General features: G+C 63.7%; 21 protein-coding genes. 10 read left to right on the forward strand and 11 right to left on the reverse strand.

The genetic code is table 11. From position 1 onward, the window contains the following. Window positions 1-35: 35 nt before the first annotated feature. Window positions 36-530, forward strand: a complete 495-nt coding sequence (locus QF040_RS27345; protein ID WP_429613599.1) for a hypothetical protein — start codon at window positions 36-38, stop codon at window positions 528-530. 28 nt (window positions 531-558) lie between these two features. Here the strand turns inward: QF040_RS27345 and QF040_RS27350 are convergent, their stop codons facing one another. From QF040_RS27350 to QF040_RS27380, 7 genes are all read right to left on the reverse strand, one after another. Further along, window positions 559-1,059, reverse strand: a complete 501-nt coding sequence (locus tag QF040_RS27350) for a DUF3304 domain-containing protein (RefSeq protein ID WP_429613600.1) — start codon at window positions 1,057-1,059, stop codon at window positions 559-561. Between the two features lie 72 nt (window positions 1,060-1,131). Then, window positions 1,132-1,611, reverse strand: a complete 480-nt coding sequence (locus tag QF040_RS27355) for a DUF3304 domain-containing protein (protein WP_429613601.1) — start codon at window positions 1,609-1,611, stop codon at window positions 1,132-1,134. Window positions 1,612-1,655: 44 nt separating this feature from the next. Beyond that, window positions 1,656-3,662 carry a T6SS phospholipase effector Tle1-like catalytic domain-containing protein gene (locus QF040_RS27360; protein WP_429613602.1) on the reverse strand — a complete coding sequence of 669 codons (2,007 nt, stop codon included), beginning with the start codon at window positions 3,660-3,662 and terminating at the stop codon, window positions 1,656-1,658. Next, window positions 3,659-4,201, reverse strand: a complete 543-nt coding sequence (locus QF040_RS27365; RefSeq protein ID WP_429613603.1) for a DUF3304 domain-containing protein — start codon at window positions 4,199-4,201, stop codon at window positions 3,659-3,661. The genes QF040_RS27360 and QF040_RS27365 overlap by 4 nt, the downstream gene beginning before the upstream one ends. A 17-nt stretch (window positions 4,202-4,218) precedes the next feature. Continuing rightward, complete coding sequence (locus QF040_RS27370) at window positions 4,219-5,097, reverse strand: DUF4123 domain-containing protein (protein ID WP_429613604.1); 879 nt, start codon at window positions 5,095-5,097, stop codon at window positions 4,219-4,221. Then, window positions 5,094-8,105 carry a type VI secretion system Vgr family protein gene (locus tag QF040_RS27375; RefSeq protein WP_429613605.1) on the reverse strand — a complete coding sequence of 1,004 codons (3,012 nt, stop codon included), beginning with the start codon at window positions 8,103-8,105 and terminating at the stop codon, window positions 5,094-5,096. Before QF040_RS27375 ends, QF040_RS27370 begins: the two co-directional genes overlap by 4 nt. Window positions 8,106-8,132: 27 nt before the next feature. Then, entirely contained in the window at window positions 8,133-8,960 is an 828-nt protein-coding gene (locus QF040_RS27380) for a hypothetical protein (protein WP_429613606.1), read from the reverse strand. 148 nt (window positions 8,961-9,108) lie between these two features. Here QF040_RS27380 and QF040_RS27385 point away from each other — a divergent pair, with 148 nt between their 5' ends. The 6 genes from QF040_RS27385 (at window position 9,109) to QF040_RS27410 (ending at window position 17,579) form a co-directional block, all read left to right on the forward strand. After that, a complete protein-coding gene (locus tag QF040_RS27385) occupies window positions 9,109-9,954 on the forward strand; it encodes a M15 family metallopeptidase (RefSeq protein ID WP_429613607.1) in 846 nt (281 codons plus the stop codon). Between the two features lie 59 nt (window positions 9,955-10,013). Next, entirely contained in the window at window positions 10,014-10,307 is a 294-nt protein-coding gene (locus QF040_RS27390) for a PAAR domain-containing protein (protein ID WP_013543900.1), read from the forward strand. Between the two features lie 117 nt (window positions 10,308-10,424). Continuing rightward, entirely contained in the window at window positions 10,425-11,894 is a 1,470-nt protein-coding gene (locus tag QF040_RS27395) for a hypothetical protein (RefSeq protein WP_429613608.1), read from the forward strand. Between the two features lie 24 nt (window positions 11,895-11,918). After that, window positions 11,919-15,764: a type VI secretion system membrane subunit TssM gene (gene tssM, locus QF040_RS27400; protein WP_429613609.1), complete on the forward strand. Its 3,846-nt coding sequence runs from the start codon at window positions 11,919-11,921 to the stop codon at window positions 15,762-15,764. Further along, entirely contained in the window at window positions 15,761-16,750 is a 990-nt protein-coding gene (gene tagF / locus QF040_RS27405) for a type VI secretion system-associated protein TagF (RefSeq protein WP_429613610.1), read from the forward strand. Before tssM ends, tagF begins: the two co-directional genes overlap by 4 nt. Before the next feature lie 7 nt (window positions 16,751-16,757). Further along, complete coding sequence (locus QF040_RS27410; protein ID WP_429613611.1) at window positions 16,758-17,579, forward strand: OmpA family protein; 822 nt, start codon at window positions 16,758-16,760, stop codon at window positions 17,577-17,579. Window positions 17,580-17,618: 39 nt separating this feature from the next. On the opposite strand, the gene tssA is transcribed toward QF040_RS27410, so the two are convergent. The 4 genes from tssA to tssJ form a co-directional block, all read right to left on the reverse strand. Then, on the reverse strand, window positions 17,619-18,746 hold the full coding sequence (gene tssA, locus QF040_RS27415; protein ID WP_429613612.1) for a type VI secretion system protein TssA: 1,128 nt from the start codon (window positions 18,744-18,746) through the stop codon (window positions 17,619-17,621). Then, complete coding sequence (gene icmH / locus QF040_RS27420) at window positions 18,743-19,525, reverse strand: type IVB secretion system protein IcmH/DotU (RefSeq protein WP_041944055.1); 783 nt, start codon at window positions 19,523-19,525, stop codon at window positions 18,743-18,745. The genes tssA and icmH overlap by 4 nt, the downstream gene beginning before the upstream one ends. A 25-nt stretch (window positions 19,526-19,550) precedes the next feature. Beyond that, window positions 19,551-20,897, reverse strand: a complete 1,347-nt coding sequence (gene tssK, locus QF040_RS27425) for a type VI secretion system baseplate subunit TssK (protein ID WP_013543893.1) — start codon at window positions 20,895-20,897, stop codon at window positions 19,551-19,553. A 72-nt stretch (window positions 20,898-20,969) separates the two neighbouring features. After that, window positions 20,970-21,593: a type VI secretion system lipoprotein TssJ gene (gene tssJ, locus QF040_RS27430; RefSeq protein ID WP_013543892.1), complete on the reverse strand. Its 624-nt coding sequence runs from the start codon at window positions 21,591-21,593 to the stop codon at window positions 20,970-20,972. Window positions 21,594-21,826: 233 nt separating this feature from the next. On the opposite strand from tssJ, the gene QF040_RS27435 reads away from it, so the two are divergent. From QF040_RS27435 to tssC, 3 genes are all read left to right on the forward strand, one after another. Continuing rightward, window positions 21,827-22,492, forward strand: coding sequence for a hypothetical protein (locus tag QF040_RS27435; protein WP_429613613.1), 666 nt, complete (start codon window positions 21,827-21,829; stop codon window positions 22,490-22,492). A gap of 125 nt (window positions 22,493-22,617) precedes the next feature. Next, the gene (gene tssB, locus QF040_RS27440) at window positions 22,618-23,133 is read left to right on the forward strand and encodes a type VI secretion system contractile sheath small subunit (RefSeq protein ID WP_429613614.1); all 516 of its coding nucleotides are present in this window, start codon (window positions 22,618-22,620) and stop codon (window positions 23,131-23,133) included. A gap of 2 nt (window positions 23,134-23,135) precedes the next feature. Continuing rightward, the gene (tssC, locus tag QF040_RS27445) at window positions 23,136-24,626 is read left to right on the forward strand and encodes a type VI secretion system contractile sheath large subunit (protein WP_429613615.1); all 1,491 of its coding nucleotides are present in this window, start codon (window positions 23,136-23,138) and stop codon (window positions 24,624-24,626) included. Window positions 24,627-24,648 lie beyond the last annotated feature (22 nt).

Genomic DNA, 24,648 nt, shown 5'->3' on the forward strand with positions numbered 1-24,648 from the left:
CTTTCTCTTCTCTCCATCCAGGAAGGAGCGCCGACATGGGATTGCTCGACATTCTTCAAGAAGCCATCGGCAGCGATACCGGTGGTCCGCATGTGGGCCAGGTCATCACCCAGCACGCCTCGCCCGACGCGATCGGCGCGGGGCTCGCAGCGGCGATGCGCTCAGATCAGACGCCTGCGTTCGGCGACATGGTGGGTCGGTTGTTCGGCCAGTCTTCGCCGGTGCAGCAAGCCGGCGTGCTCAACCAGATATTGGCAACGCTGGGGCCGGCTGCGGCATCGATGCTGGCGGGTGGCGTGCTCGGGCGGTTGTTGCAGCCGGGGCAGACCCAACTCACGCCGGAGCAGGCCTCTCAGTTGTCACCCGCGCGGGTGACGGAGATTGCAGCGCATGCCGAAGAGCAGCACGCGGGGGTGATCGACGAGGTGAGCCGGTTTTATGCGCAGCACTCGGGGTTGGTGAAGACGCTGGGCGGGGCGGTGTTGGCGATTGCGTTGGCGAAGATGAAGGAGAACGCGACGCGGGGGTGAGGGCGGCAGATGGGCTCGGCAGCGGTGCTCATCCCGGGAGAGTCCCTTGCTTCTCGTATTCGATCAACTGTTGACTGGTTTCCCATGGAAGCTTGTCTTGCGCGCTCATCGGATAGCGCGGATGTTCGATGCCATAACGGGCAACAACGACCTTGACTTGGTGGTTCTTGTAGAAGTGCACGTGAACGTTGCCGGGCCGCTTGCTTGAATACTCTGGAATTTCCACCACGGCTTCATGGATTGGCGGTTCAGAGGCATTGTGGTCACTGGAGCCATACGTCCATGAAACCCGCGCCTTCATGCCAGGGTGCCATCGCCTTGGAAGTGCCGCACAGCACATGCTCCCTGTTTCGCCACTTTCGGGAGCGAGGTTCGCTCCACCTGAATTGTCAACAGAGAAGCTCAGAATCGCTCGGTTTGGGATGTGGTTGTAGCCGCCGATGGAGACTGGTACGGTGTCGTCCCCGCAAGCAGCCATGGTGGCGGCGATGAGCGTGCAGAGCAGCATCCGGCTGAGGCGTGAGGCCATGGAATATGGCCTTGGAGATCCGGTCATTTGCTTTTCTCGGATGAAGATCCAACTCGTCGCGGTTGGCCATCTTCAGTTTGACGGCTTCACCGGATAAGCAGGACCGGGGTAGTCCTTGGCGCCCGCTCCCTTGTTGGAGATGATGAGCCGGGCCTCTCCTCTGGGAAGAAAGTGCACGTTGAGCATGCCGCCCTGGACGTCGTATTTGTCGATGGGCACGGTTTTCTCGTGCCAATGTTCAACTGCCGCTTCCGGGCTCATGTCGTTGGGGTTCCCGCTGGACGTCGTCCATTTCACATGTGCACTGAGACCGGGCCGCCATTCGGCTGGAAAGGAAACGCAGCAGACAAAACCGCCGCCGCCACCGTAGGGCCGCGAGTTGCCGCCGCCGCCTCCGTCCACGTAGAACTGATGGATGTAGTCGCCGGTGTGGTTGTACGGGCTGATGTTGACGCTGTAGCTTTCCGGTGCGCGCTCGTTGGTGCTGCAAGCAGTCAGCGCCAAGATGCAAAGTGCCAAGTTGACGGTTCGGTTCACAGTGTCCAGCGCCATCTACGAAGTTGCGATCGTGCGCGCAGCTAACAACTCTGGCAGCCTTACCAAGGATTGGGATTGGCTCGTTGGAAGTTCGCTGACTCAAGGTCCCATTGCGCCCTCTGAGCACGCTTGGCTTTTGCTGCACCAACCTGCTGTTTGTTGAGAGCTTCTACCGCTTTGCGCACTACTTCGTCGCCGCGATCTCCAAAGTAAATACGACGGAATTTGGCGATGCCAAAGCCATTGAAAAGGAACTCGTTGACCTTGTCGCTGCTTGCAAAGCCTGCCATGGAGTCATGCACATAGTCATTGAAGAATCGCACGGTCTGCGGTGACGTGGTTTCTTCGCTCAATGCATCTACAAGGGTCAGCATGTCGCGCTCGGGGGCATCGGAGTCGTGGACCTCCGCCTGGTTCTTGTCGCTAAGCCATTGCCGCCATTTTTTGAGCGACGGCTTTACTCCCCTGGCCATTTCATCGACTCCATCCTGCATCGAATCGATCAGTGCCGCACCTCTCGAGCCACCTGTCAGGCCCGCGCCGATCAGTACCGAAATGCGTCCCGCTGACCCATTGAAAGCGTATGGCGAGTCAAGCAGTGCATCATCGCTTCTCCGGGAAAAGAAAGAGCCGTCGATACGGCTGTCCAACTCACGCTTGACGCCAGCAATCACATTCATCAGAGCCTGTTGTGTATCCAGGAGAGTGATGGCGTCCTTTGTAAATAGATTGCTCTTGCTTGCACGAACAAAGAAAGTTTGCTGCTGATACACGTGCTGCGTCATTTGCCAGCGATAGCTGAAGTAACACCCCATGTGCTGGCGCAACATTTCTTCGACGGGGGCGGGGCAGATTTTTGCGGAGGCGAAATAGTCGCGTATGGCTTTCAGTGTTTCTTCATTTGGCTGGAGAGCGTCGGTAATAGGCTTCTCGAGTTTGCCAAATGCGATCATTGGCACTCCTGCCGCTAGCGCCCCGAGATACATGTCAAAACCTGGAACTCGCGCGAGATCCGCGGATTTACCCTGCGCCAGTGGATGGTAGCCGCCCCCCACGTCCGAATGCGCACCCGGATAGACATACTCTTTCGTATTGGCTGGATAGCGATGGCCGATGCGTACCGAATCAGAGGGAAAGCAACTCCGCACTTCATGACCTGCTACGAAATGAAGGCACTGCTCCACGCCCGGGTGTATCTGCATGTTGTCATCGGCCCAGGACTGACGACCTTCTGCCATTGAATACATGCCAGCAATACCCACTGAAGCGACGGTGTCCAAAAGGCCCATGAACTGCACGCGCAAGGGTATGCCGGCGAAAAGATAGCCGCCGTCTTTTTTCTCGCATATTTGAAACAGCCAGTTCACGCATGCTCGCGCTTCAGCTGCGCCGCGTGAAAAACCGAACACCGAGATGTTGAGTTGCTCCACCTCAGGCTTACGCCCTTTGATTGCAGCTTTGAGGCTGCGTTGCCAAGTATCACCAAGCGCCATACCGCGCTGCCACGCTGGAGAACCGAACCCGCCGAGCACATTGGAAATGTTACCGGCTCGGCTCTCAGGAATCAGGTCAGCACCGGTGGCGTACTGGTGTATCGCATTAAAAATCTGGATCAGGCCCCATATCACCCGTGGCTCGCCGTCCCATGCGAATCCGGAGCCAAGCATGCCGCCCGAATCGCCGATCTGGGGAAAGGGCGTGCCAACACCAGGAATGTAGTATCGGTAGTAGCCGGTCGTACCCTGATGACTGGACTCGGGAAACGCGTGATAGAGCCGCACCACGTTGCTATGCTTGCGATCCGCCACAGTGCCCTTTTGCTTCTCACCGTTGACCTTGATCTTGGGTGACTTGTAGTCGTCTTCTTCGTTGTTGCCAGTGCCGTCGAAAAACAGCCCCACGAATACCTGCCCTGAACAGGCTGGTTTGGTCGGATCACCCGTCGCCGCGCATAAAGCGGCGGTGCGCTGCATCATTTCCTTGTTTGTTAGAGGGCGCGTTTTTCCTCGAGTCCCGAAAACATCGGGATTCTGAGCGACGTCGGATTTTTGTGAGATCGCCGTCATTGCCTTTTCTCCTTGGGAACGGCCTTGCACACAGGGTCGGACGGCACATCGAAGGTACAGTAGTTGCGGTACCAATCCCAATTGGGCTCTATGTCTTCCAATGGCGGGTATTTGGGATGACCAGGGGAGTATTTGGATACCACGATGCGCACCTTTCCGTGCGGATAGAAGTGAACTTGCAATGCACCACTGTTCTGTTCGGTGTATTCCTCGATCAACACATTGAAAGTGCGCGGCGGCGGCGGCGGTGGCGGCGGCCCGCCTTGCGGAGTGCTGTACTCCACATCTACGGTGGCCATCAAGCCGGGCCTCCAACGCGCCGGGAGCATGACACAACAGGACGATGCGCTTCCGCCTCCATTGGTCCCGAGGTTGGAGCCCATTGCGCCATTGACCGTGAAGTTATAGATTGAGTTTTCGATGTGATGGCTGTAGCCGCGCACACTGGCGGGAATCGATTTTTCGGCGCAAGCCGGCAAGGCGAGGACCATAATCGCAGCCAAGATGATCGAAAAAAAACCGGAGGCACGGGCATTCATGGGTTTCTTATCATTCTTCAAATCAGTCCATTGACAACGAGCGCTTGACCTAGCTTTCCCTTGGGCCAATCTTGCGCCGCCAGCAGGCCTTCAAGTGTTGGGTTGCTGTGCAGTTCTCCGCGTGTCAACGCCTGAGCGCAGAAAAGCGCAATCCGGTCGGACCACGCCTCGATGCCGTGGACATCCGCAAGTCGGCAGATCTCCAGAGCCCAGTGGTAGCACTGCAGCGGTTCGGTACCTTCGGGTATTGCATCGGACAGATATTCGAGCACGTAATCCAGCATCGCATCGGGCTGAGCCGCCGCCAAAAACGCGTCGACTTGGTCATTCGTGAGCGAGATCGTTTGCTCTACTTTTTCGATAATTGGCGCCGCGCCGCACAGAGTTAGACGTCCGCTTCGATCCACGTAGACCCATCGCTGCAACGGTTCGACCAGAACAGTCCACTGGTCTGGTCGCAGTACGCGTGGCAAAATCGACAGGACGCGCGTATCAGCGAAACGGAGCAATAGCTTTTGCCCGTCTTCCGTTGAAATCCAATGCACAGATTCCCAATGAGTTTTCACTTCGTGCATGGGCGACCGGCTTCCAACGACGCTTAACATGGGACGACCACTGCAGTGCTGAAGCGCGCGCCGCAGCAGGGCATGTCCAGAGTCGCTGACCTGCAGCGGTATCAGACGAGGAGCGGCTGAAGCAAGGCCTTCCAAGGAAGGGGTCTGGTAGAGGTTGATTTGTCCGGTTATTGACGGAAATCGACGCCTGTCATAATCGAACGCATCGTCGATGAGGATGGACCAATGCATCAGATCCGGGCCGTCTCTGAACAGGGCACCTATATCAGCGTCGAAGGCCGCTATATCAGTTGGATTCTGCGCAAATGCCCCCTCGCTCATACGCGGACCGCTGCCAAGGCACTGCCTGACTTCAACGCTTTCAATAGACACGGCACGCACACGCTGCTCGGGAACTGTGGAAGTGGATAGCTCTGTTGGACCGGCCCCGCCAGCTTCCGCTGCACCGCGTGGTAAGTGATCTTCCCCGGGCATTCAAACGTGATATCCCCGTTCTGCAGCGTGATCGATGCCCCTTGCGCAGTCGCAATGCGAATCTTCTTCTTCGCCGCAAACTCCACCGTCTTGTCGGTACTCGCGATCTTCAACGCATCCTTGGCTTGCAGCCGCAATTCATCGTGCTGCGCCTGAAAGTCCAGATCGTCGCTGCCCGCAATGATCGACAAGCCCGCTTCGGCATCCGCCTTCTGCGCCCCAGCCAGCAGACCAATAGCCTGCCCGCTATGCACCCTCAGCACATCTGCCAGCGCCAAGTTGATATCCCCACCGCTGGCCAACGTGGCAGTCTCACCCGCCACGATCTGCAGTTGCTGCCCCGCGACCATCGCCAAGCCGCCACGCGCGGCCAGCGCAACAACCGCATCGGTCGTGTGCGGCACCTTGCCATCGCCGGTAGCTATGGACTTTTCCGACGCATCCGAATAAGCCGTCTCCAGCGCATCGCCAGTCACCATCCCGCTCGCCGCATGCTCCATCGCCGCGTACGGCGCGCGCTCCTTGTCGAGCAGCGAAACGTTGGCCTTATCAGAACCGATATGCCCGGCGAGCTGCACGGTCTCGTGCTTCATCGCCGCTTCGCTCAGCGCCTGCCCCAACTGCTGCACTTGCTTTAGCAACGCCATGCCTGCGGCAAAGTCCCCAACAGGCTCAAGCTGCTTCCCACCGGCCCCGTGGTACGTGCTCAGCAGCACGCCCTTTCCGCCGCGCAAGGCGGCATAGCCATCGGTACGCAGCTCGAGCCCCTGTCCGCGGAAGCTGCCGCGGAAGTTGTCCGCCTGATGAATCAGATGCCCCAGGTTCAGCTGGCTGTGCGCCGTGCTCGCATGCAACTGCACACGCAACTGCTGATTCGAATCGTCGAACACCAGTTGGCTGAACCCCTCACCACCGAACTCCTTCGTCTTGAAACCACTCAGTGCAGCAGCGTTGCGATGCCCCTTGTCATCGGCGCTCGAGCCGTGCCAAGCCGGCGCGTGGCCCGCAGCGAGGTTGGCCTGCGCGCTCGGCGATCCATTTCGGGCCTGCGCAAAGACGTCGCTCTGCTGGCCCTGGCTTGCTGAGCCTTCCTGATTGCGTGATGCACCACCAGGCGTAGGCTCGATGCCGCCATCGCCACGCCCGTTGTACAGCGCACCGACGATCACCGGCTGGTCGACATCGAGGTCGACGAACTTCACCAGCACTTCCTGTCCGATGCGCGGCAGCCATTGCCAGCCCATGCCGGGACCGGCCTGACGCTGCGCCACGCGAATCCATCGCGTGCTGCGGTTGTCTTTCGCATCACCGCCGCCGTTGTTCTGTACATCGCCGCCGGCCGAATCGGTGGTCTGCCAATGGAATCGCACGCGCACGTCGCCGCGATCGTTGCAATACAGCTCGTCCGCGCCGTTCGGCGACGTCTCGCCCGAGGGGCCGACGACGATCGCGCTGTGCACACCGCTGGCCGTGGGCTTCGCATGGAGCCGCGCGCCGTCGGCGGCCGCGAGCACGGGCCGCCAGGGGCGATCCACATGCACCGCCGAGAAGCTGTTGGCATAGCCAAGCGTCTTCGCTGCGGCAAGGCTCTTCGCCTGCGGGCGGACATCGTTCGCTTCGTCGCGCGCATTGCGCGTGGCCGTTGGCAGCAGCCCGAACACATCGTCTTCGGCAGTGGCGGATGCACAAGGCCTGTCGAACACAAGGTGCTCCGACAGATCGCCCAACTGCGCAGCAATCGATGCCGCGGTGTCCTTCGGCAGATTGTTGATGCCCACATGCTCGACGGTGTCCAGCAGCAGCGCGGGCTTCGCCTGCAATCCAAGCGCTGGTGCATCGTCGACCTCGATGCGCGTGCCCGCGCGCAGCGTGCGCACGGTGCTGTGGCCGAGCATCACGTCGGCGCGGCATTCGGCCGCTTCCATCATCAACCCGGCATAGCGCTCGAGCGTGCGGTTGCTGTCCCAGCCGCGGCTGCGGTCGTTCAGGCCGAGCACGTCGTCGTACTCGATGCGCGGCGCGTTCTTGCCGCCGACCGCGAATCGCGCGGCGGCGCTGCCCGCCAACTGGCGCTTGCCGTCGACGTTCCACGCGCTCAGATGCACCTGCGCCACCGACTGCCGCATGCGGCGCACCAGCGCCTGCACGGCGTCGCTGCGCTCCTGCGAACTCTTGCGATGAAAGCGGATGGGCGAGCCCGGGTCCGCGGGCTGCGCGTCGTTCGCCGAGAAGATCACGAGCTTGTGCCCCAGGGGCGCCTTCTCGTCTTCTTCGATGCGCCAGGCCAGGCCTTCTTCGGTGAGCAGGCGCGAGAAGAAATCGAAGTCGCTCTCGCGGTACTGCGTGCAGTAGGTGCGAATGGGCGCATCGACCAGGAAGCCACTCACCTCGGAAGAGAAAGCCCAGCTGCCCGCGTCGGCATACGGCGCGAGCACGCGCTCGATGATGTCGGCCACCGAGCGTTGCTGGAACACCTGGCTGCGCCCTTGTTGCGTGGCCAGCCAGATCCATGGCACGAGCGTGAGGCGGTAGCGCGCGAGGCCGCCGTCGGAGCCGAGCGACTCCACCGCGCGGATGAGGCCGGTGCGCTTACCGGTCGCGCCGTTGGCCAGCACGGTGACCAGCGTGAGAGGCTGGTCGATCATCGAAGAGAGCGCGAGATCGGCGCGCAGGCTCAGGCAGACTATGCGCATCTCGAACGGCTGCGACACGGCCTCGCGCTGCACCCAGCCTTCGACGCGCAGGGCGTCGATGCTGGCGTTGGTTGTCGATGAAGCGCCTGGGGTATCGAGACGGTAGAGCCGGTTGGTCTGGCTGAGCTCGGCCCAGAGCGCGCTGCGGTCAGCGGATGGCATCGTCGTGGTTCGCGTCGGCACGGGGGCTCATGGTTTGCATCGCTGGCCGGACTTGCAATCCGCCGCGACCTCGGCCAGCGCCGATGGTTGCGGTGCGGGGTCCGGTGCCTTGCTGCGCCTGAGGAGGGCGGTCAGCAGGTCGGTGTCGGGATCGGGCTTGCTGGGACGCGATGCCGTCTGTGCGGCGTTGTTGTTGGCGCGCTTCGGCGTCTTCGATGTATTGGCTGCCGTCTTGACTGGCTTGCCGTTGGCTGCGCGCGCAGGCTGCTTCGACGAAGCGACTTGCGTCGGCTTCTTTGCGGCTGCAGCAGCCATCGTCGTCTTCTCTGCGCGCGGCGGATTTGATGTCGCCGCGGCCCGCGCCGATTTGCCCGAAGGCGGAACGACCATGGGCTGCGCGCCGATCGCAGCGAACGGCGTGGATTGCTGTTGTTGCTGAGAAGGTGAGGACGTTTCGCCCTCGACGATGCGTGCGGTTGCCGGTTCGGGCGCTGCAGCGGGTGTCGTTGCACTGGCGGGAGCGGGTGTTTCGGGCGCTGGACGCGCAACGGGTGAAGCCTCGGCTGCCGGTGCGGGTTTCACCGACGCAGCGGTTGCGACGTTCACCGATGCATCGGTGCGTTTCGATTGCAGTTGGTAGGTCGTGGCACCCGCAACGCCGATCAATAGTGCGAGTGAAGCCCACACGCTCGGTCGCTTGAAGAAAGACTTCGCACCGCTCTCGCGGCCGCCGAGTTGCGCGAGCACGCGCGTGGATTCCGCGTTGGGTGCTGTCGCAGACGATGCGTCTGCAGCGGAAGTGCTGGAACCGAGCAGGCTCGGCCGTCCCTTGTTGTCGTCTGGCGCGCCCATCATGGATGGGTGGTCCCGAAAGCAGGCATGTTTTTTCTCCCCGCGGCTTATGGTGTGACCGACGCAACGTTGCAACTTGGATGCAGTTGTTGCGGCGAACGGTTCGAAGTGTTGTGCGACTCATACAATGAATTGCACTCTTCGAACACCGTTGATCTTCTTCGCTCTCTTTTGTTATTTTGCCTTGATGGTGGCTGCGCTTGCCATCTTCTTGTTCCCTTCTTTTCGTGAGCGTGTGTTGCGAGCCACGATCACTTTGACGACTGCAACTGCAGTCTTTTTTATCAAGTTGGGCCATCGATTCGGCTTGGTGTCCGAAGCAAGTTTTCAGTTGGTCCGCGATGGCGGATTAGGTGTGCGTACTTTCGCCGTACGTCATCGTTATCTGTTGTTGTCGGGCATGGGCTTGCTCGTCATCCCGGTGTTGTTGAGCGTGGCCTTCGGAACCGGACGCGTGCTGTTTTTCGATGACTGGGCGGCGACGAGCGATCCGAAGATCGAGGCGCTTCTCAAGGGCGAGCAGCTCGTGCCGCCGCCTGCGCTTCCCCCTGAAATCTTCGCGACAGCAGAGGTCGAACAGGTCCGTCCGCTTACCAAGGAAGGCAGCCGCGACTGGGCTGTGCTCGATGCGGACTTCCGCAATCGCCTGCTCTTGGTCTACAAGATCATGAAAGAGAAGCACGGCTACGACCTCGCGTTGCTCGAGGGTTATCGCAGTCCCGAACGGCAGGCCAAACTCGCTGCGTTGGGCAACACGGTGACGCTCGCCAAGGCGAATCAAAGCTATCATCAATATGGACTTGCGGCAGACAATGCGTTCTATCGCAATGGCAAGCTGGTGATCTCGGAAAGAGACCCGTGGGCCATGGAGGGCTACCGTCTTTATGGCGAGGTGGCCGAGTCCGTAGGGCTTGTGTGGGGTGGCCGTTGGTCTTCAATCAAGGACTACGGTCACGTGGAGTACCGCAAGCCCGGTTTCAAATTGCCACGCGACTGAATGCCGGCACGGCATCGGTCGCATCGACAAACCAACGAGGCAAGCAAGGGGGAGTTCGAATGGAAGAGGATCAACCCACCGCGGACAACGATCGTCCGTGGATCGTCCTGCACGACAAGACCGACCACGGCGGCATCGTGATCACCGCATCCGAGAACACGAGCATCGACGAGCGCCGCGTGGCCCGCATCGGCGACCTCGTGTCGTGTCCGCGGCCCGGCCACGGCATCAACCCCATCGTGACCGGCAGCCGCTACGTCATGCTCGACGGCCGGTACGTTGCGCGGCATGGCGACAAGGCCCGCTGCGGCTGCACGTTGCTCTCCAGCCAGATCGCTTCCGCGTCCGAATGACAAAGGCCGCTTCGTTGGCTGCAGGCACGGCATGCGGCATCGCGTCCGCGTGCGTCGCCGGGTGACAAAGGCATCGACGAGTCCTTGATGTTGGCGCGCTTGGTCAAGCCCACCCTCATGTTCTCCGCCGTGTTCATCACGGTGTGGGTGATCGTGGTCGTCTACTGGAACTACACAGCGCGCATGCCGAGCACGAGCGACATCGCGCTCTATCTCGTCGTGCTGCCGCTGGCGCTGGTGGTGTTCTATCTTGTGCTGCGGCGGATCTTCGCGAGCCCGCCGCCCGCCGTTGCGTTGCCTTCGGCGGCGCGCGGTGCGTCCGCTGCAACGGGTGCCGCCGCATCGACGGGGGCAACGGCCGATGCGCAACAGCAGGAGCGCCTTCAGATGGCGGTGCTCGCATTCAGTCTTCACACGCCGCGCGGCAACGATGCCGACGCGGTAGCCACCGCGGTCGGCCAGGCGCAGGCGCCCGAGTTGGTGCCTGAGCTGCGCGACGGCGAAGGCTTTCCCATGCTCGCGGGCTGCGTCGCCGGCCTCGACGTGAACGAACTCCGCGAACACCTGCGCGAGACCTTGCGGCCCGCACCGGAAGCCTTCGATGCAGACGCGCTGACCGACGATCGGCTGCGCGCCATCCACTTGATGTCCGACGTGCTGCAGGAGCTGCTGGCTTCTGCCACCGACGCGATCCTGAATGCCGGCGATGCCCTGTCCGTGCGAGCGCCCGGGCGTTTCGTGTCGAGCGGCGAAGTCATCCCCGGGCCGGCCGCCGCGCCGCACTTGTGCATCTCGTTGCTGTTGCCGGGCGCATGGAGCGAAGGCGAATGCGCGGTCGCCACGCAATGGGTGCAGCAACTCGCGCGCGAAGCAGACCCGTCTCAGCACTGGATCGTCGACTGCTTCAAGAGCGAGGCCGGCGTCTCCGCGATGGCGTTGCTCGACCGCATCAACCTCGCGCTTCATCGTGAACAGCGGCCCGCGCTGTGGATCGCGTTGGCCGCCGACTCCGCAATTTCCAACGAGTGCATCGCCCGCTGGGAGGCCGAAGGCTTGCTTCATTCGGCTGCGCGCCGCAACGGCCGCGTACCCGGCGAAGCAGCCGCTGGCCTGCTGCTGGCGCGCGCCGGCGATGCACTGTTCGCGCAACCCGAGGGCGTGGTGCTCTCGCGCAGCGCAAGCGGCCAGCGCGACGAGTCGGCCGACACCGCGCGCATGCCCGACGCGAGCCTGCTCGATCTCTTCGCCCAGCGCCTGCTCTCCGCTTCGGCCGTGCAGCCCGACACCGTCGACTGGGTCGTGAGCGATGCCGATCACCGCACCAGCCGCGTCACCGAAGTCGCCAAGCTCGTGCAGGAGCGACTGCCACATGTGCCCTTCGAAAACAACCTTTCCGTTTGCGCGAGCCTGGGCCATCTCGGGGCCGCGGCCGACATGACCGCCGTGGCACTCGCGTGTCACCTCGCCGTGCGAGATTCACGGCACGTGCTCGCGCTTTCGGTGCAGGACGCGCGCGCCCGGACAGCGATGCTGGCCGGCCCAGCGAGCCCGCCGACTCCTCCGAACTCCGTACGACAAGCCACCTAAACCGGACCGATTCCAGAAACATCTATGCGGCGATTCTTCAGTTTCCTGGCCGATCCGCGCACCCTCTCGGTGATCGGCGCCATCGCGCTCGGCGCGTTCCTCCTGATCGGCGCGCAGACGCTCGAGATCGGCGCGATCTGGGCGGTCGGCATCTTCGCCGTGCTGCTGCTTCTGTGGCTGCTCGTGTGGTTCATCCGGCGCATGCGCACCCGCTCGGCCAACCGCAAGCTCGGCGACATGCTCGAAGACCAGGCCGATGCCGCCGTGCGCGACAGCGATCCCGAGCGCAAGGCCGAGATCGACGAACTGCGCGGGCGCATGGTCGAGGCGGTCAAGACCATCAAGACGTCCAAGATCGGGCAGATGTCGGGCAGCGAGGCGCTGTACGAGCTGCCCTGGTACATGGTCATCGGCAACCCGGCGGCGGGCAAGAGCAGCGCCATCCTGAATTCGGGCCTGCAGTTCCCGTTCGCCGACAAGGGCAACGCGGTGATCCAGGGCATCGGCGGCACGCGCAACTGCGACTGGTTCTTCACCACCGAAGGCATCGTGCTCGATACCGCGGGTCGCTATTCGATTCACCAGGAAGACCGCAAGGAGTGGTTCGGCTTTCTGGACCTGCTCAAGAAGTACCGGCCGAAGGCGCCGATCAACGGGATCATCATCACGGCGAGCATTCCCGAGCTGATCGGCAGCCGTCCCGACTTCGCGATCCAGCTCGCCAAGAACCTGCGCCAGCGCATGCAGGAGCTGACCGAGCGGCTCGAAGTGTTCGCGCCGGTCTACGTGATGTTCACCAAGGCCGACCTGATCACCGGCTTTGCGGAGTTCTTCGGCGACAGCGACAAGATGGAGCGCGACCGCGTGTGGGGCGCATCGCTGCCCTACGACGGCGACGAGAAGCAGGATGCCGTGGCCCTGTTCGACAAGCGCTTCGACGAGCTTTACCTGGGCCTGAAGGAAATCAGCGTCTCGCATTTCGCGAGCCACCGCGGCAGCGATCCGTCGCCCGAGCTCCTGATCTTTCCGCTCGAATTCGCGGCCATCAAGCCTGCGCTGCGCGCCTTCCTGGCCACGCTGTTCGAGAGCAATCCGTTCCAGCACAAGCCGGTGTTCCGCGGCTTCTACTTCACCAGCGCATTGCAAGAGGGCACGATGCGCAGCCTGTCGACCGAGCGCATCGCCAAGCGTTTCGGGCTCACGCTGAACAACGCGGCCAGCAAGTCCAAGGAAATCTATTCGCAGAACGGATTCTTCCTGCGCGACCTGTTCTCCAAGGTGATCTTTGCCGACAAGAAGACGGTGCGGCAGTTCTCCAGCCCGGTGAAGGCCCGCGTGCGCTACGTGAGCTTCTTCGCCTTCGTCGCCGTGCTGGGGCTGCTGCTTGGCGGATGGACCTGGTCTTACCTCGGCAACCGGCAACTGGTGGAGAACGTGCAGGCCGACCTCGACAAGGTGGTCAAGCTGCAGGCCAGCGACAACGGGCTGCGCACGCGCTTCGAGGCGCTCGGCATCCTGCAGGACCGCATCGAGCAACTCGAGAAATTCCGCAACGACCGGCCGCTTTCGCTGTCGCTCGGCCTCTACCAGGGCAACCAGCTCGAAGACAAGCTCGTTGCCGAGTACTACGGCGGCGTCAAGCAGCTGATGCTGGCGCCGGTGTCCGACAACCTGCAGGCGTTCCTTCGCGAGGTCAACGCGCATCCGGAACGGCTCCGGCGTGCCGATGCTGCGGGCAACCCTGCCGCGCCGGTCGCTGTGTCGGCCGCCACGCCGGCAACGCCGCCCGCTGCAGAGAGCGGCGGCTTGTATGCGGGCTCGTCGCCGGCGGATGTGCAGGACGCCTACAACGCGCTCAAGACGTACCTCATGCTGTCCGACAAGCGTCAGGTGGAGACCGCGCACCTCACGGACCAGATCTCGCGCTTCTGGCGCGGCTGGCTCGAAAGCAATCGAGGCGACATGCCACGCGCCGCAGTCATCCGCGACGCCGAACGCATGATCACCTTCTACCTGCGCCGCGTGGGCGACGACAACTGGCCCGCGCTGGCCGACACCAACCTCGCACTGGTCGAGCAGACGCGCGACAACCTGCGCCGCGTGGTGCGCGGCATGCCGGCGCGCGAACGGGTCTATGCCGAGATCAAGGCGCGTGCCTCCACACGCTTCGCTCCGATGACGGTGGCACGCATTCTGGGCGCGACGGCCGGCGCCGAGAGCGAAGGCACCATCGCCGGCAGCGTCGCCATCTCGGGCGCGTTCACGCGCGAGGCCTGGCAGCAGTATGTGGACGATGCGATCCGCGATGCCGCCAACAAGGAAACATCGAGCAAGGACTGGGTGCTCAACGTTGCGGGCAACGACGACCTGACGCTCGAAGGCAGTCCCGAGCAGATCCGCAAGACGCTCGCCACCATGTACAAGCTGGAGTACGCCAAGGAGTGGCAGCGCTTCCTGCAGGGCATCGCGGTCAAGGACATGGGCAGCTTCGAGCAGGCCGTGGTGGCGATGAACCTGCTGGGCGATCCGCAGAACTCGCCGATCCGCAAGGTCTTCGACACCGTCTACGACCAGACCTCGTGGGACAACCCGTCGCTGGTCAATGCCGGCCTGCAGCAGGCGCGCACGGGGGCGCTGAACTGGTTCAAGAACCTCTTCAGCCGCGCCACGCCGTCGCAGGTCAATGTGAACATCGATGCGAGCGGCAATCGCACCGAGATTCCGATGGGCCCGATCGGCCGGGAGTTCGCGGGCGTGGCGCGCCTGGTGGTCGAGCGCGACAACACCTCGCTCCTGCGCGGCTACCTCGGCACGCTGTCGAAGCTTCGGGGGCGCTTCAACCAGATCAAGAACCAGGGCGACCCCGGACCAGGCGCGCGCCAGCTCATGCAGCAGACGCTGGAGGGCAACGGCTCCGAGCTGGCCGACGCGCTCAAGTACGTCGACGAGCAGATGCTCACGGGCATGGACGCCTCGCAGCGCCAGGCCCTCCGGCCTTTGTTGGTGCGGCCGCTGCTGCAGGCCTACGCGGTGACGATCCAGCCGACGGCGGTGGAGGTCAACAAGATCTGGAGCGCGCAGGTGCACCAGCCGTTCCAGCAATCGCTCGCGACCAAGTACCCGTTCGCGGCGGGCGCGAAGATCGAGGCTTCGCCTGCGGAGATCGCGCAGTTCTTCGGACCTGAAGGCGCCATCGGCAAGTTCGTGACGACGACGCTGGGCTCGCTGGTCATCCGCCGCGGCGACCTGCTCTCGCCGCGCGCCTGGGGCGACCAGGGCCTCACGCTGAGCCCCGATTTCGTCAACGGCTTCTCGCAATGGGTGGCGCCGCTGTCGGGCGCCGCGGCCGGCGGAGGCGCCGGTGCCGCGCAGCCGCAGACGCTGTTCCAGATCCTGCCGCAGCCCGTCTCGGGCCTGACGGAATACATGGTCGAAATCGACGGCCAGCAGCTGCGCTATCGCAACACCCCGCCGCAGTGGTCCAACTTCGTGTGGCCGAACGCGCAGGGCACGCCGGGCGCGCGGATCACCGCCGTCACCTTCGACGGGCGCACCGTCGAACTCATCAACGAGCCGGGCAATTTCGGGCTGGAGCGGCTGCTCAGCACGGCCCAGCGCACGAAGTTGCCGGACGGCAGCTTCGAACTCACCTGGGCGCGCGACAACGCGAGCGTGACCGTCAAGCTGCGCGTGATCCAGAACACGCAGTCGGGCGGCACGGGGGGCGATTCGCCGCAAGGCAAGGGGCTGCGTGGCACCGTGCTGCCTTCGTCGGTGGCGGAGATCGGCGTGCCCGTGCAATCGCGCGCAACGCCTGCGGCAACGGCACCGGGGGCACCGGCGACATCGGCACAGGGAGTCGGCAAATGAGCGCGCTGCAGGCACAACAGCTGTGCTACTTCGGCAAGTTGCCCGGCCGTGGCGACTTCGTGAAGGGGCTCTACAACCCGCAGCTCATCAAGGTGTTCGACAACTGGCTGTCGCAGACCATGGAGATGCTGTCGGAAGATCCGCGCTGGAAGATCATCTACGACAACGCGGCGCCGATCCATTTCGTCTGCCTCGGTTCGCGCAGCCGCGTGGCCATTGCGGGTCACCTGAAGGCAAGCCGCGACGAGTCGTCGAGGCGCTATCCGTTCCTCGCGGCCACCTCGGTGGAGGTCGACGAGGCGCTCGACTTCATGCGCGGTGCGCCGATGCTCGTCGGCCCTTACTGGGATCGCATGGCGGTGCAGGTCAACGCGCTGGCCGAAGGCACCGACCTCGACAGCGAACTGAAGCGCTTCGAGGCGCTCGATCCGGCCATCGAGACGGGCTTCAAGAAGTCGGCCTCGCGCGCCACCTACGCGGCCTTCACGCGCGACACGAGCTTGCTGCACATCGAGCAGATGCTCAACTTCGATGGCCACAAGGTGTCGCTGCGTCGCGCGATTCTGGCCCTCGGCCTGCTGCTGCAGCCGGTGATGGCCAGCGCGGTGTCGCACCTGGAAAAAGGGCTCACGCTGCCGCTGCCGCGCGACCCGGTCGACCGCTCGCTGATTGCCACGTTCTGGCTCGAACTGGTGTCGCAGTTTCTTGCCAAGGCCGATTTCGAACTGGTGCTGATGGCCACCGAAATCGACGGCCGCTCGCGCCTCGTGATCGGCTTCAACGGCCTCTCGCCGCGCAGCCTGCAGAGCGTGCTGCATCCGCAGGTCTACACCGAGCACAACATCGACATCGACAACCCGGAGTGGGTCGAGGACACCATCCACAGCAACTACGCGATGTTCAAGCTGGTGAGCTACCTCGACCAGCCGCAGCTGCCGCTGGACATCGTGCTTGCGGCTTTTCGCGAAGTCTTCATCGGGGAATGACACGGTCATGAAAAGTTATTTGCGCGTTCTGTCGTTGGCCCTGGGCCTTGCATTCGTCGGTGCCGTGCAGGCCCAGACGGCGGCCGCTCCCGGCGCCCGGGTCGAAACCACGCCCGCAGCCGGCGCCAAGGGCGAGCAGGTCGTGGCTGGCGGGCAGGTGCCCGACGAGGCCACGCGCGTCGCCGTCATCGAGGCGCTGCGCCGCATCTACGGGCCGAGCGGCGTCCTCGACAAGATCGAGGTGGTGAACACCGTGAGCATGCCGGCCAACTGGTCGGCCAATGTGCAGCGGCTGATCACGCCCGCGCTCAAGGACATCCACCGCGGGCAGTTCCAGATCGAAGGCACACAGATGGCGCTGAGCGGCGAGGTCGGCAACGAGGCGCTGCGCCAGAAGATCGTGGGCGACATGGCCAATTCGCTCAACCCGACCTACACCATCAAGAACAGCCTGCGCGTGCCGGTGTCGGAGCAGATCACTGTCGATCAGGCGCTGGCCAACCGCACCATCGAGTTCGAGCTGGGCAGCGCCACGCTCACGCGCAAGGGCCGAGACATCCTCGATGAAATGGCGCCGATCCTGCAGAAGCTCACCAACAAGTCGGTGGCGGTCATCGGCCACACCGACAACGCCGGCAGCCGGGCGTCGAACCTGGCGCTGAGCCAGTCGCGTGCCGAAGCGGTGAAGGGTTATCTCGTGGGCAAGGGGATCGATCCGATGACGCTCACGACTTCGGGCGTGGGGCCGGATCAGCCGGTGGCGAACAACGCGACCGACGAAGGCCGCTCGCGCAACCGGCGCATCGAATTCCGGGTCGGGCGTACCTGACGATCGAGCGCCCGGCGACCCGCGTTCGCGGGTTGCCGCTCAGCGCGACTCGTCGTCGCTCTTGGGCAGGTCGAGCAGGTCCACCAGCTGGGCCAGTTCCTGCTCGTTCTTGATCACGTTGCGCAGCCACGCGTGCAGTGGCATGTCGGCCCAGCGCGCGGCCTTGTTCGCCATGTAGGCGGCGGGGCTCGATGGCTCGGTCTTCTCGAAATACGCAGCCACTTCCTTGAGCTGGGCAATGGCCTGTGAGCGGCTGTGGATGCCGGGCGGCAGCGCGGCAGGTGCTGCTGCCGGCGCGTGATGCGGCACCACCGCATCGAACACCGGCTCGATGCGCGAGGGAGCGGGAGTGCCTGCAACAGGCGCTACTGCGGGCGCTGCCGGCGCGCCGCTGTCCATCGGCACGCCGGCTTCGCGCGCGAAGCGCTCTACCGTCTGGCGGATGGCCGCAGCCGCATCCTTGGCGGCGCGGAAGCTGGGGCCGTTGGAGGCGGTGCGTTCGTCGAACACGGCCTCGAACTCGGCCAGCGCCTGCTCGCAGGCCTGCACGTCGCGGTGCGTCTTCTGCAGGAACTTCGCGGGCGTCGCGCGGCGGATGCGATCGAACTGCTCGACCGTCACCTTGTTGCGCTGCAGCTCGTCGGCCTGCGCGGGCGTGCGGCGGATGCTCTGGTCGAGCGCGAGCGCGGTCTCCCAGACCAGTGCGCTGTAGCCGGTGTTGGCATCGCTCACGATGGGCGCGCGCTGCAGCAACTCGACCGAGCGCCCGATCAGCCACGTGACGTTGCCGACGCGCATCTCGATGTCGCTACCCTCGGGCAGCGGATGCAGCTGGTCCCAGTACTGCTGGCACAGGCCGGTGAGCAGGCGGTAGCCATCGGCCAGGCCCTCGAAGCCGCGCTGGCTGGCCAGCGCATCGGTAAGCCACACGCCCAGGCGCAGGTCCTTGGTGGATTCGCGCAGCAGCTTCTCGCACTCGGAGATCACGAAGGGCCAGTTGGCTTCCTTCAGTTCGATGACCCACTCGCCCTGCTCGAGCGATGGGTCGTCGTGCTTGCGCGCCTCTTGAATGGCGTCGAATTGCCGCGAGAACAGCATGTCCTCGCCGCAGGGCGAGGCTTCCGAAATCGGGGCCAGCAGGGCCGGCAGGTCGAGCCGCGTCGTCATGGCAGCGAGATGGTCAGGTTGGCCTGGCGCGGGCCGAGCTTCACGATGTCCTGGTAGCTCGCGAGCGTGCCCTGCGTCGTGCTGCCGATGTGGGCCGACAGGCCGATGAAGCCGAGCAGCCCGATGAGTGCGAACAGCGCGGCCACCACCCACTGCGGCGCTTCGCGCTTGAGCGAATGCGAAATCAGGTCGGGCAACGGCCAGTGCGGCGCGAAGGGCGTGCGCTTGCCGCGGGCATTGGCGATCTCGTCGCCCACGCGCGCGGTGAGATAGGCCAGCTTCTCGGTGCCGTCGATGGCGTACTTGCCCTGGAAGCCCAGCAAGAGGCACATATAGAACACCTCGAGCGTCTGGATGCGCGCGGCGCCGTGCGCCCGCTCGACCTCGAGCATCTGGAAGAAGTTCTCGCCGGCCAGTTGGTCGCCGAACAGCGTGAGCTGCAGCGGCCGGCGCTCCCACTCGGAGCGGATCGCGAACTCGGGCGCCGAGAGCACGAACTCGTCGATGGTCGCGCAGAAGGCGTACTTGGCCGCGTGGATCTGCTCGGCCGTCGCATCGAGCTTGCGCGCGTTGCGCTCGAACTCGCCCAGGTAGTTGCGGATGCCGGTGAGGAACTGCTCGGTGGTCGCGGGCTGCTGCTTCTTCTTCAAGAGGAACAGCATCACGAAGCCGTCGTACAGCAGGTCGAGCAGGCTTGCGCCCGCGTCGGGGGCGGCGCCCGCGGGCGTGAACGACGCGGCGGGTGCGTCGGCGCCGAGCAGGGAAGGGGCCTTGTTGATGGTGGTGTTCATTGCGATCAGAAGATCAGCCGGTCACGGCAATCAGTTCGAGCTGCATGTCGGGAATGCCGGCCGGCGCGTAGATGGTGACGCTCTGCGCCTGCAGCATGCGGTCGTACAACTGGCTCTTGCTGTCGATGGAGAAATAACAGGCACCCGCGCGAATCGGAATGGCCGGCGGCACCTGCGGCGCATAGACGATGCGCACGCCCGGCATGGCCGAGAGCACCAGCTTGTCGACGTCTTCCGGCGCGCCGATCTTGAAGCGCTGCGGCACGGCCTCGGCCAATTCGGCGGCCGGCATGCTGGCAGTGACCGACATGTAGAACACGGTCTTCTCGTCGATCTTTCCGGAGTCCAGGCGCCCGAGGTAGAAGGCGTTGCGGGTCTCGGTGAGCGCGATCGCGAAGTAGCGCGTCGAGATCACCGTGTCGAGCAGGTCGCGCACGATGCGGTCGAGCTCGGCGAAGGCGGGACCCGGCTTCTCGTGGTCGTACACCGGCAGGTCGTTGAGCGAATAGGTCTTCGCGAAAGTCATCAGCGCGCCGGCCAGGCTCAGCAGTTCCTGGAACAGACGCTCCGGATGCAGCGACGGGTGATGGAACAGGTGCGAGAGCGACGCGAATGCCGAGTTGGCCGTGTGCAGCAGCCAGAACGAGGCGATGTCGCCCGAGCGGAACTCGATGATGTTCTTGCTCGGCTCGCGGTGAATGCCGTAGAGCGAATTGACCTTGGCCTGCAACACGTCCAGGAGCCGCCGCAGCTGCTGGAAGATCGTGGCCGAGGCATCGATGGAGGTGCACGGCGGCACGAAGCTGCGGTCGATTTCGAAGCCGCCCGCGGCGGTGCGGCGGATGCGGATCACCGGGATCGACACGAACTGCTCGCGCGGCTCGGTGTCGGCCAGGAGCTTCACGCTCTTGCGCAGGAACACCACCTCGGCGCTCACTGCGTTCGTGAAGAGATCGAGCGATTGCGTGGCGTCGCTGGTGTAGCGTGCGGCAAAGCCTTCTTCATTGGGGTCGGTGTAGTTCTTGCCCAGTTCCTTCACCGGATGCAGCACCAGATAGAAGGTGATCTCGTTCTGGCCCGGGTTGAGCGTATCGAGCGAGATCGGCGGGGGCAGCGCGTCGGCTTGCGGCGCCGAGTAGGGTTCGCCGTCAGGGAAGACCAGCGACAACTGCGAGGCGCGGAGCATGCCGCTCGCGAGCGCGTCGAGGTCGAAGCTGATGGAGCGCACGCCCCAGAAGTACGGATGCAGCGTCTGCGCCGTGGCGCGCAGGCGTGCCTCGTGGTACGCGTCCTGGCGTTGGAAATGCTGGGGGCGTAGAAACAAGCCCTCTCCCCAGAGGACCTTGGCGGCATAGCTCACGGCGGATCAGCTCCCTCAATTTTTCGGCAGTATCGCATCGTAGTTTGCTGGTGGACAAGCACGTCGGGCGGATCAAGCCGGCGAGGGCCGGCAGGTCACCGGGCCCAGCAGGTTGAGCGCGTTGCCGGTCGCGGCGCCGCCCTGCGCGTTTTGCTGGCCGACCACCGCGCCCTGCGTCACCGTCAGCGCGCAGGCATGCGCGCCCATCACGATGCCGGTCTTTTCCGCGTCCGCGGCGTTGAAGGCGAAGCGCCAGCGCTGGGCGTCGGGCGAATGGAACAGCACCACCACGCCCACCGCGTTGGCGGTGCGCGGCACGGTTTCGGTCCATGTGTATTGCTGGTCGGGAATGAGCGTGATCTCACGGCTCTCGACGAGGTCGTCGCCCAGTTGCGTCTTGTCGCGTCCGGGTGTGACGAAGGCATCGAACGACGACTGGTAGAAGCCCGTCGTTTCCTTCAGCTTGTAGATGCGCACCACCACGGCGAGCGGGCGGTTGCGGCTGTCGGCGTTGAGGTTCTTGCCCGCCGCGATCGACATCGACACCTTGCGCGGCGGCTTCTGCGACTCGGGCAACTCCGGCTTCTTCAGGCCGCTCGCCTCCAGGGCGATGTTGGCGATGGTGAGCGCTGGAGAGCTGCATCCGGCGAGCAGGAGCGTCATCAGCAGCGCGCCAATCGTGACTGGTATTTTCATTAGGACTGCTGATGTAACTGCAATCAATTGGTGTCATTAGGCTTAAATAATTAGCCCTTTGGTTTCGCAATTAAGCAGTTTGGGTTACGTGACTTTAGTTATTCAAACGGAAACCAATATGTAGTATCGTGTATTGTCCACTGGCCGCAACGTATTGAATCATTGCGGCCCGCCAAAAAAAGTCAGATCCAAGCGGAGGGATTGTGTTGATTCGAAAGTACATGACTTGCACGATGATTGCTGGTGCCATCGCCGCCACCAGCTTCTTGTCGGGCTGCACCACCACACCAGACGCCGCGGTGGCGCAATCCGCCGAGGCCTTCAACAAGAGCCTGGCGGAAGCCGACGCCGCTGCAGCCGCAGCCACCGGCGACAAGTCCGCAGCCATCCGCCAGTATCAGAAGATCGCCACCGACAACCCGACCCGCGGTGAGCCGTGGTCGCGCATCGCGCAGATCTACTTCAACGAAGGCCGCTACAGCCTCGCCATCTCATCCGCCGAGGAAACGCTGCGCCGCGACCCCTCCAGCCGTCAGGCCAAGAGCATCACCGCCGTGGGCGGCCTGCGTCTGGCAGCCCGCTCCATCGAGGACCTGGGCAAGGACAACACCCTGAGCGGCGACGTCAACGCCGACGCCTACCGGCTCGCCGCGCTGCTGCGCGAAACCCTCGGCCTTTCCGTGCTGGTGCCTACCGGCTCCGACGCCAAGCCGCCTGTGCGCCGTCCCGTGGCCAGCAATCCGGCTCCTGCGCCAGCACCGTCGGCCTCGACATCGACTGTTTCGCAGCCCACCCCGGTTGCTGCGGCACGCCCGGCACCTGCGGCGCGTCCGGCACCCGCACCTGCCGCTGCGCCGCGCGCGGGTGGAAGCGCCAATCCGTTTGACGCGCTCAAGTAAATCTTTTTGGCGCATTGAATTGGTTTTCTAAACCAAAGTATTAATTGAATTGCGTGCGCTCCCGTATTAAAGACGCACAAAAGTAGTAATTCGTCTCGCAGTCCTATTTGGAAGGTATTGAAGTCATGGCGACCAAAAGACAGAGTGTGCAAAAGCGCCTGCAGAAAGTGCGCCCGCCGCGCGTGCAACTCACGTACGACGTGGAACTCGGTGATGCCATCGAGAAAAAGGAATTGCCTTTCGTCGTTGGCGTGGTCGCCGACCTGGCTGGCCAGTCCGAGGTCGAGCAGCCCAAGCTGAAGGACCGCAAGTTCGTCAATGTCGACCGCGACAACCTGGACGACGTCATGAAGGGCCTGGCCCCGCGCGCGGCGTACCAGGTGGAGAACAAGCTCGACGAGCGCGGCGGCACCTTCGCTGTCGACCTCACCTTCAATTCGATGGACGCCTTCTCGCCCGAGGCCGTGGTCGACCAGATCGAGCCGCTCAAGCGCCTGCTCGAAGCGCGCACCAAGCTGGCGGACCTGCGCAACAAGATGGCCGGCAACAGCAAGCTCGAAGACCTGCTGGCCGACGTGCTGAACAACACCGAGCAACTCCAGCGCCTGGGGCAGGGCGCCGGCAAGAAGGACGGAAGCTGAACATGACTGCGCAAGCACTTTCGGCATCGAGCGGTGCCGCCTCGCCTGAAGCTTCGGTCGACCTGCTCGACCAGATCGTCGAGAAGAGCAAGGTCGCCAAGTCCGACGCCGAGCACACCCGCGCCAAGGACCTCATCGGCGAACTGGTCAGCCAGGTGCTGGAAGGCTCGGTGATCGTCTCCGACAACGTCTCGGCCATGATCGACGCCCGCGTGGCCGACCTGGATGCGCTCATTTCCGCGCAACTGAGCGCCGTGATGCACGCGCCCGAGTTCCAGAAGCTCGAGAGCACCTGGCGCGGCCTCGAGTACCTCGTGAAGGAAACGCCCACCGGCACGATGCTCAAGATCAAGGTCATCAACGCCACCAAGCGCGACCTGATCCGCGACTTCAAGGCCGCCGTCGAGTTCGACCAGAGCGCGATGTTCAAGAAGGTCTACGAAGAAGAATTCGGCACCTTCGGCGGCGCGCCCTTCGGCGCGCTGGTCGGCGACTTCGCCGTCACGCGCCAGCCGGAAGACATGTACTTCCTCGACCAGATGGCGCACGTGGCCGCCGCGGCCCACGCGCCCTTCATCGGCGCCGCGTCGCCCGAGCTGCTGGGCCTGGAAAGCTTCGACGACCTGGGCAAGCCGCGCGACATGGCCAAGGTGTTCGACACCGTCGAATACGCCAAGTGGAAGTCGTTCCGCGATTCGGAAGACTCGCGCTACGTGGGCCTCACGCTGCCGCGCTTCCTCGGCCGGCTGCCCTACCACCCGCGCGAAGGCACGGTGGTCGACAGCTTCAATTTCGTGGAAGACGTCGATGGCACCGACCATTCCAAGTACCTCTGGTGCAACGCCGCCTGGGCTTTTGCCACGCGTCTCACGGCCGCGTTCGACGACTTCGGCTGGTGCGCCGCGATCCGCGGCGTGGAAGGCGGCGGCCTGGTCGAAGACCTGCCCACGCACACCTTCAAGACCGACGAGGGCGAGATCGCTCTCAAGTGCCCGACCGAGATCGCCATCACCGACCGGCGCGAGAAGGAACTGAGCGACCTGGGCTTCATTCCGCTCGTGCACTGCAAGAACTCCGACTACGCCGCCTTCTTCGGCGCGCAGTCGCTGCAGAAGCCCAAGAAGTACAACACCGACAGCGCCAACGCCAACGCGGTGCTCTCGGCGCAGCTGCAGTACATCTTCTCCGTGTCCCGCATCGCGCATTACCTCAAGGCGATGATGCGCGACAAGATCGGCAGCTTTGCCTCGGCACACAACGTCGAACAGTTCCTCAACCGCTGGATCGCGCAGTACGTGCTGCTCGACGACAACGCGACGCAGGAACAGAAAGCGCAATTCCCGCTGCGGGAAGCGGCCATCCAGGTGGGCGAAGTGCCTGGCCGACCTGGTGTCTACCGTGCGGTCGCCTTCCTGCGGCCGCACTTTCAACTGGATGAACTGTCGATTTCACTGCGCTTGGTCGCCGATCTGCCGAAGTCAGTGAATAAGTAAGAAGAGGCGGATCGGAAGCGTG

The organism is Variovorax sp. W2I14 (assembly GCF_050435205.1).
GTDB lineage: Bacteria > Pseudomonadota > Gammaproteobacteria > Burkholderiales > Burkholderiaceae_C > Variovorax > Variovorax paradoxus_C.

Coding starts and splice junctions, on each gene's coding strand:
- QF040_RS27345 (WP_429613599.1), top strand. CDS start 36: ATGGGATTGCTCGACATTCTTCAAGAAGCCATCGGCAGCGATACCGGT.
- QF040_RS27350 (WP_429613600.1), bottom strand. CDS start 1,059: ATGGCCTCACGCCTCAGCCGGATGCTGCTCTGCACGCTCATCGCCGCC.
- QF040_RS27355 (WP_429613601.1), bottom strand. CDS start 1,611: ATGGCGCTGGACACTGTGAACCGAACCGTCAACTTGGCACTTTGCATC.
- QF040_RS27360 (WP_429613602.1), bottom strand. CDS start 3,662: ATGACGGCGATCTCACAAAAATCCGACGTCGCTCAGAATCCCGATGTT.
- QF040_RS27365 (WP_429613603.1), bottom strand. CDS start 4,201: ATGAATGCCCGTGCCTCCGGTTTTTTTTCGATCATCTTGGCTGCGATT.
- QF040_RS27370 (WP_429613604.1), bottom strand. CDS start 5,097: ATGAGCGAGGGGGCATTTGCGCAGAATCCAACTGATATAGCGGCCTTC.
- QF040_RS27375 (WP_429613605.1), bottom strand. CDS start 8,105: ATGCCATCCGCTGACCGCAGCGCGCTCTGGGCCGAGCTCAGCCAGACC.
- QF040_RS27380 (WP_429613606.1), bottom strand. CDS start 8,960: ATGATGGGCGCGCCAGACGACAACAAGGGACGGCCGAGCCTGCTCGGT.
- QF040_RS27390 (WP_013543900.1), top strand. CDS start 10,014: ATGGAAGAGGATCAACCCACCGCGGACAACGATCGTCCGTGGATCGTC.
- QF040_RS27395 (WP_429613608.1), top strand. CDS start 10,425: ATGTTCTCCGCCGTGTTCATCACGGTGTGGGTGATCGTGGTCGTCTAC.
- tssM (WP_429613609.1), top strand. CDS start 11,919: ATGCGGCGATTCTTCAGTTTCCTGGCCGATCCGCGCACCCTCTCGGTG.
- tagF (WP_429613610.1), top strand. CDS start 15,761: ATGAGCGCGCTGCAGGCACAACAGCTGTGCTACTTCGGCAAGTTGCCC.
- QF040_RS27410 (WP_429613611.1), top strand. CDS start 16,758: ATGAAAAGTTATTTGCGCGTTCTGTCGTTGGCCCTGGGCCTTGCATTC.
- tssA (WP_429613612.1), bottom strand. CDS start 18,746: ATGACGACGCGGCTCGACCTGCCGGCCCTGCTGGCCCCGATTTCGGAA.
- tssJ (WP_013543892.1), bottom strand. CDS start 21,593: ATGAAAATACCAGTCACGATTGGCGCGCTGCTGATGACGCTCCTGCTC.
- QF040_RS27435 (WP_429613613.1), top strand. CDS start 21,827: ATGATTGCTGGTGCCATCGCCGCCACCAGCTTCTTGTCGGGCTGCACC.
- tssB (WP_429613614.1), top strand. CDS start 22,618: ATGGCGACCAAAAGACAGAGTGTGCAAAAGCGCCTGCAGAAAGTGCGC.
- tssC (WP_429613615.1), top strand. CDS start 23,136: ATGACTGCGCAAGCACTTTCGGCATCGAGCGGTGCCGCCTCGCCTGAA.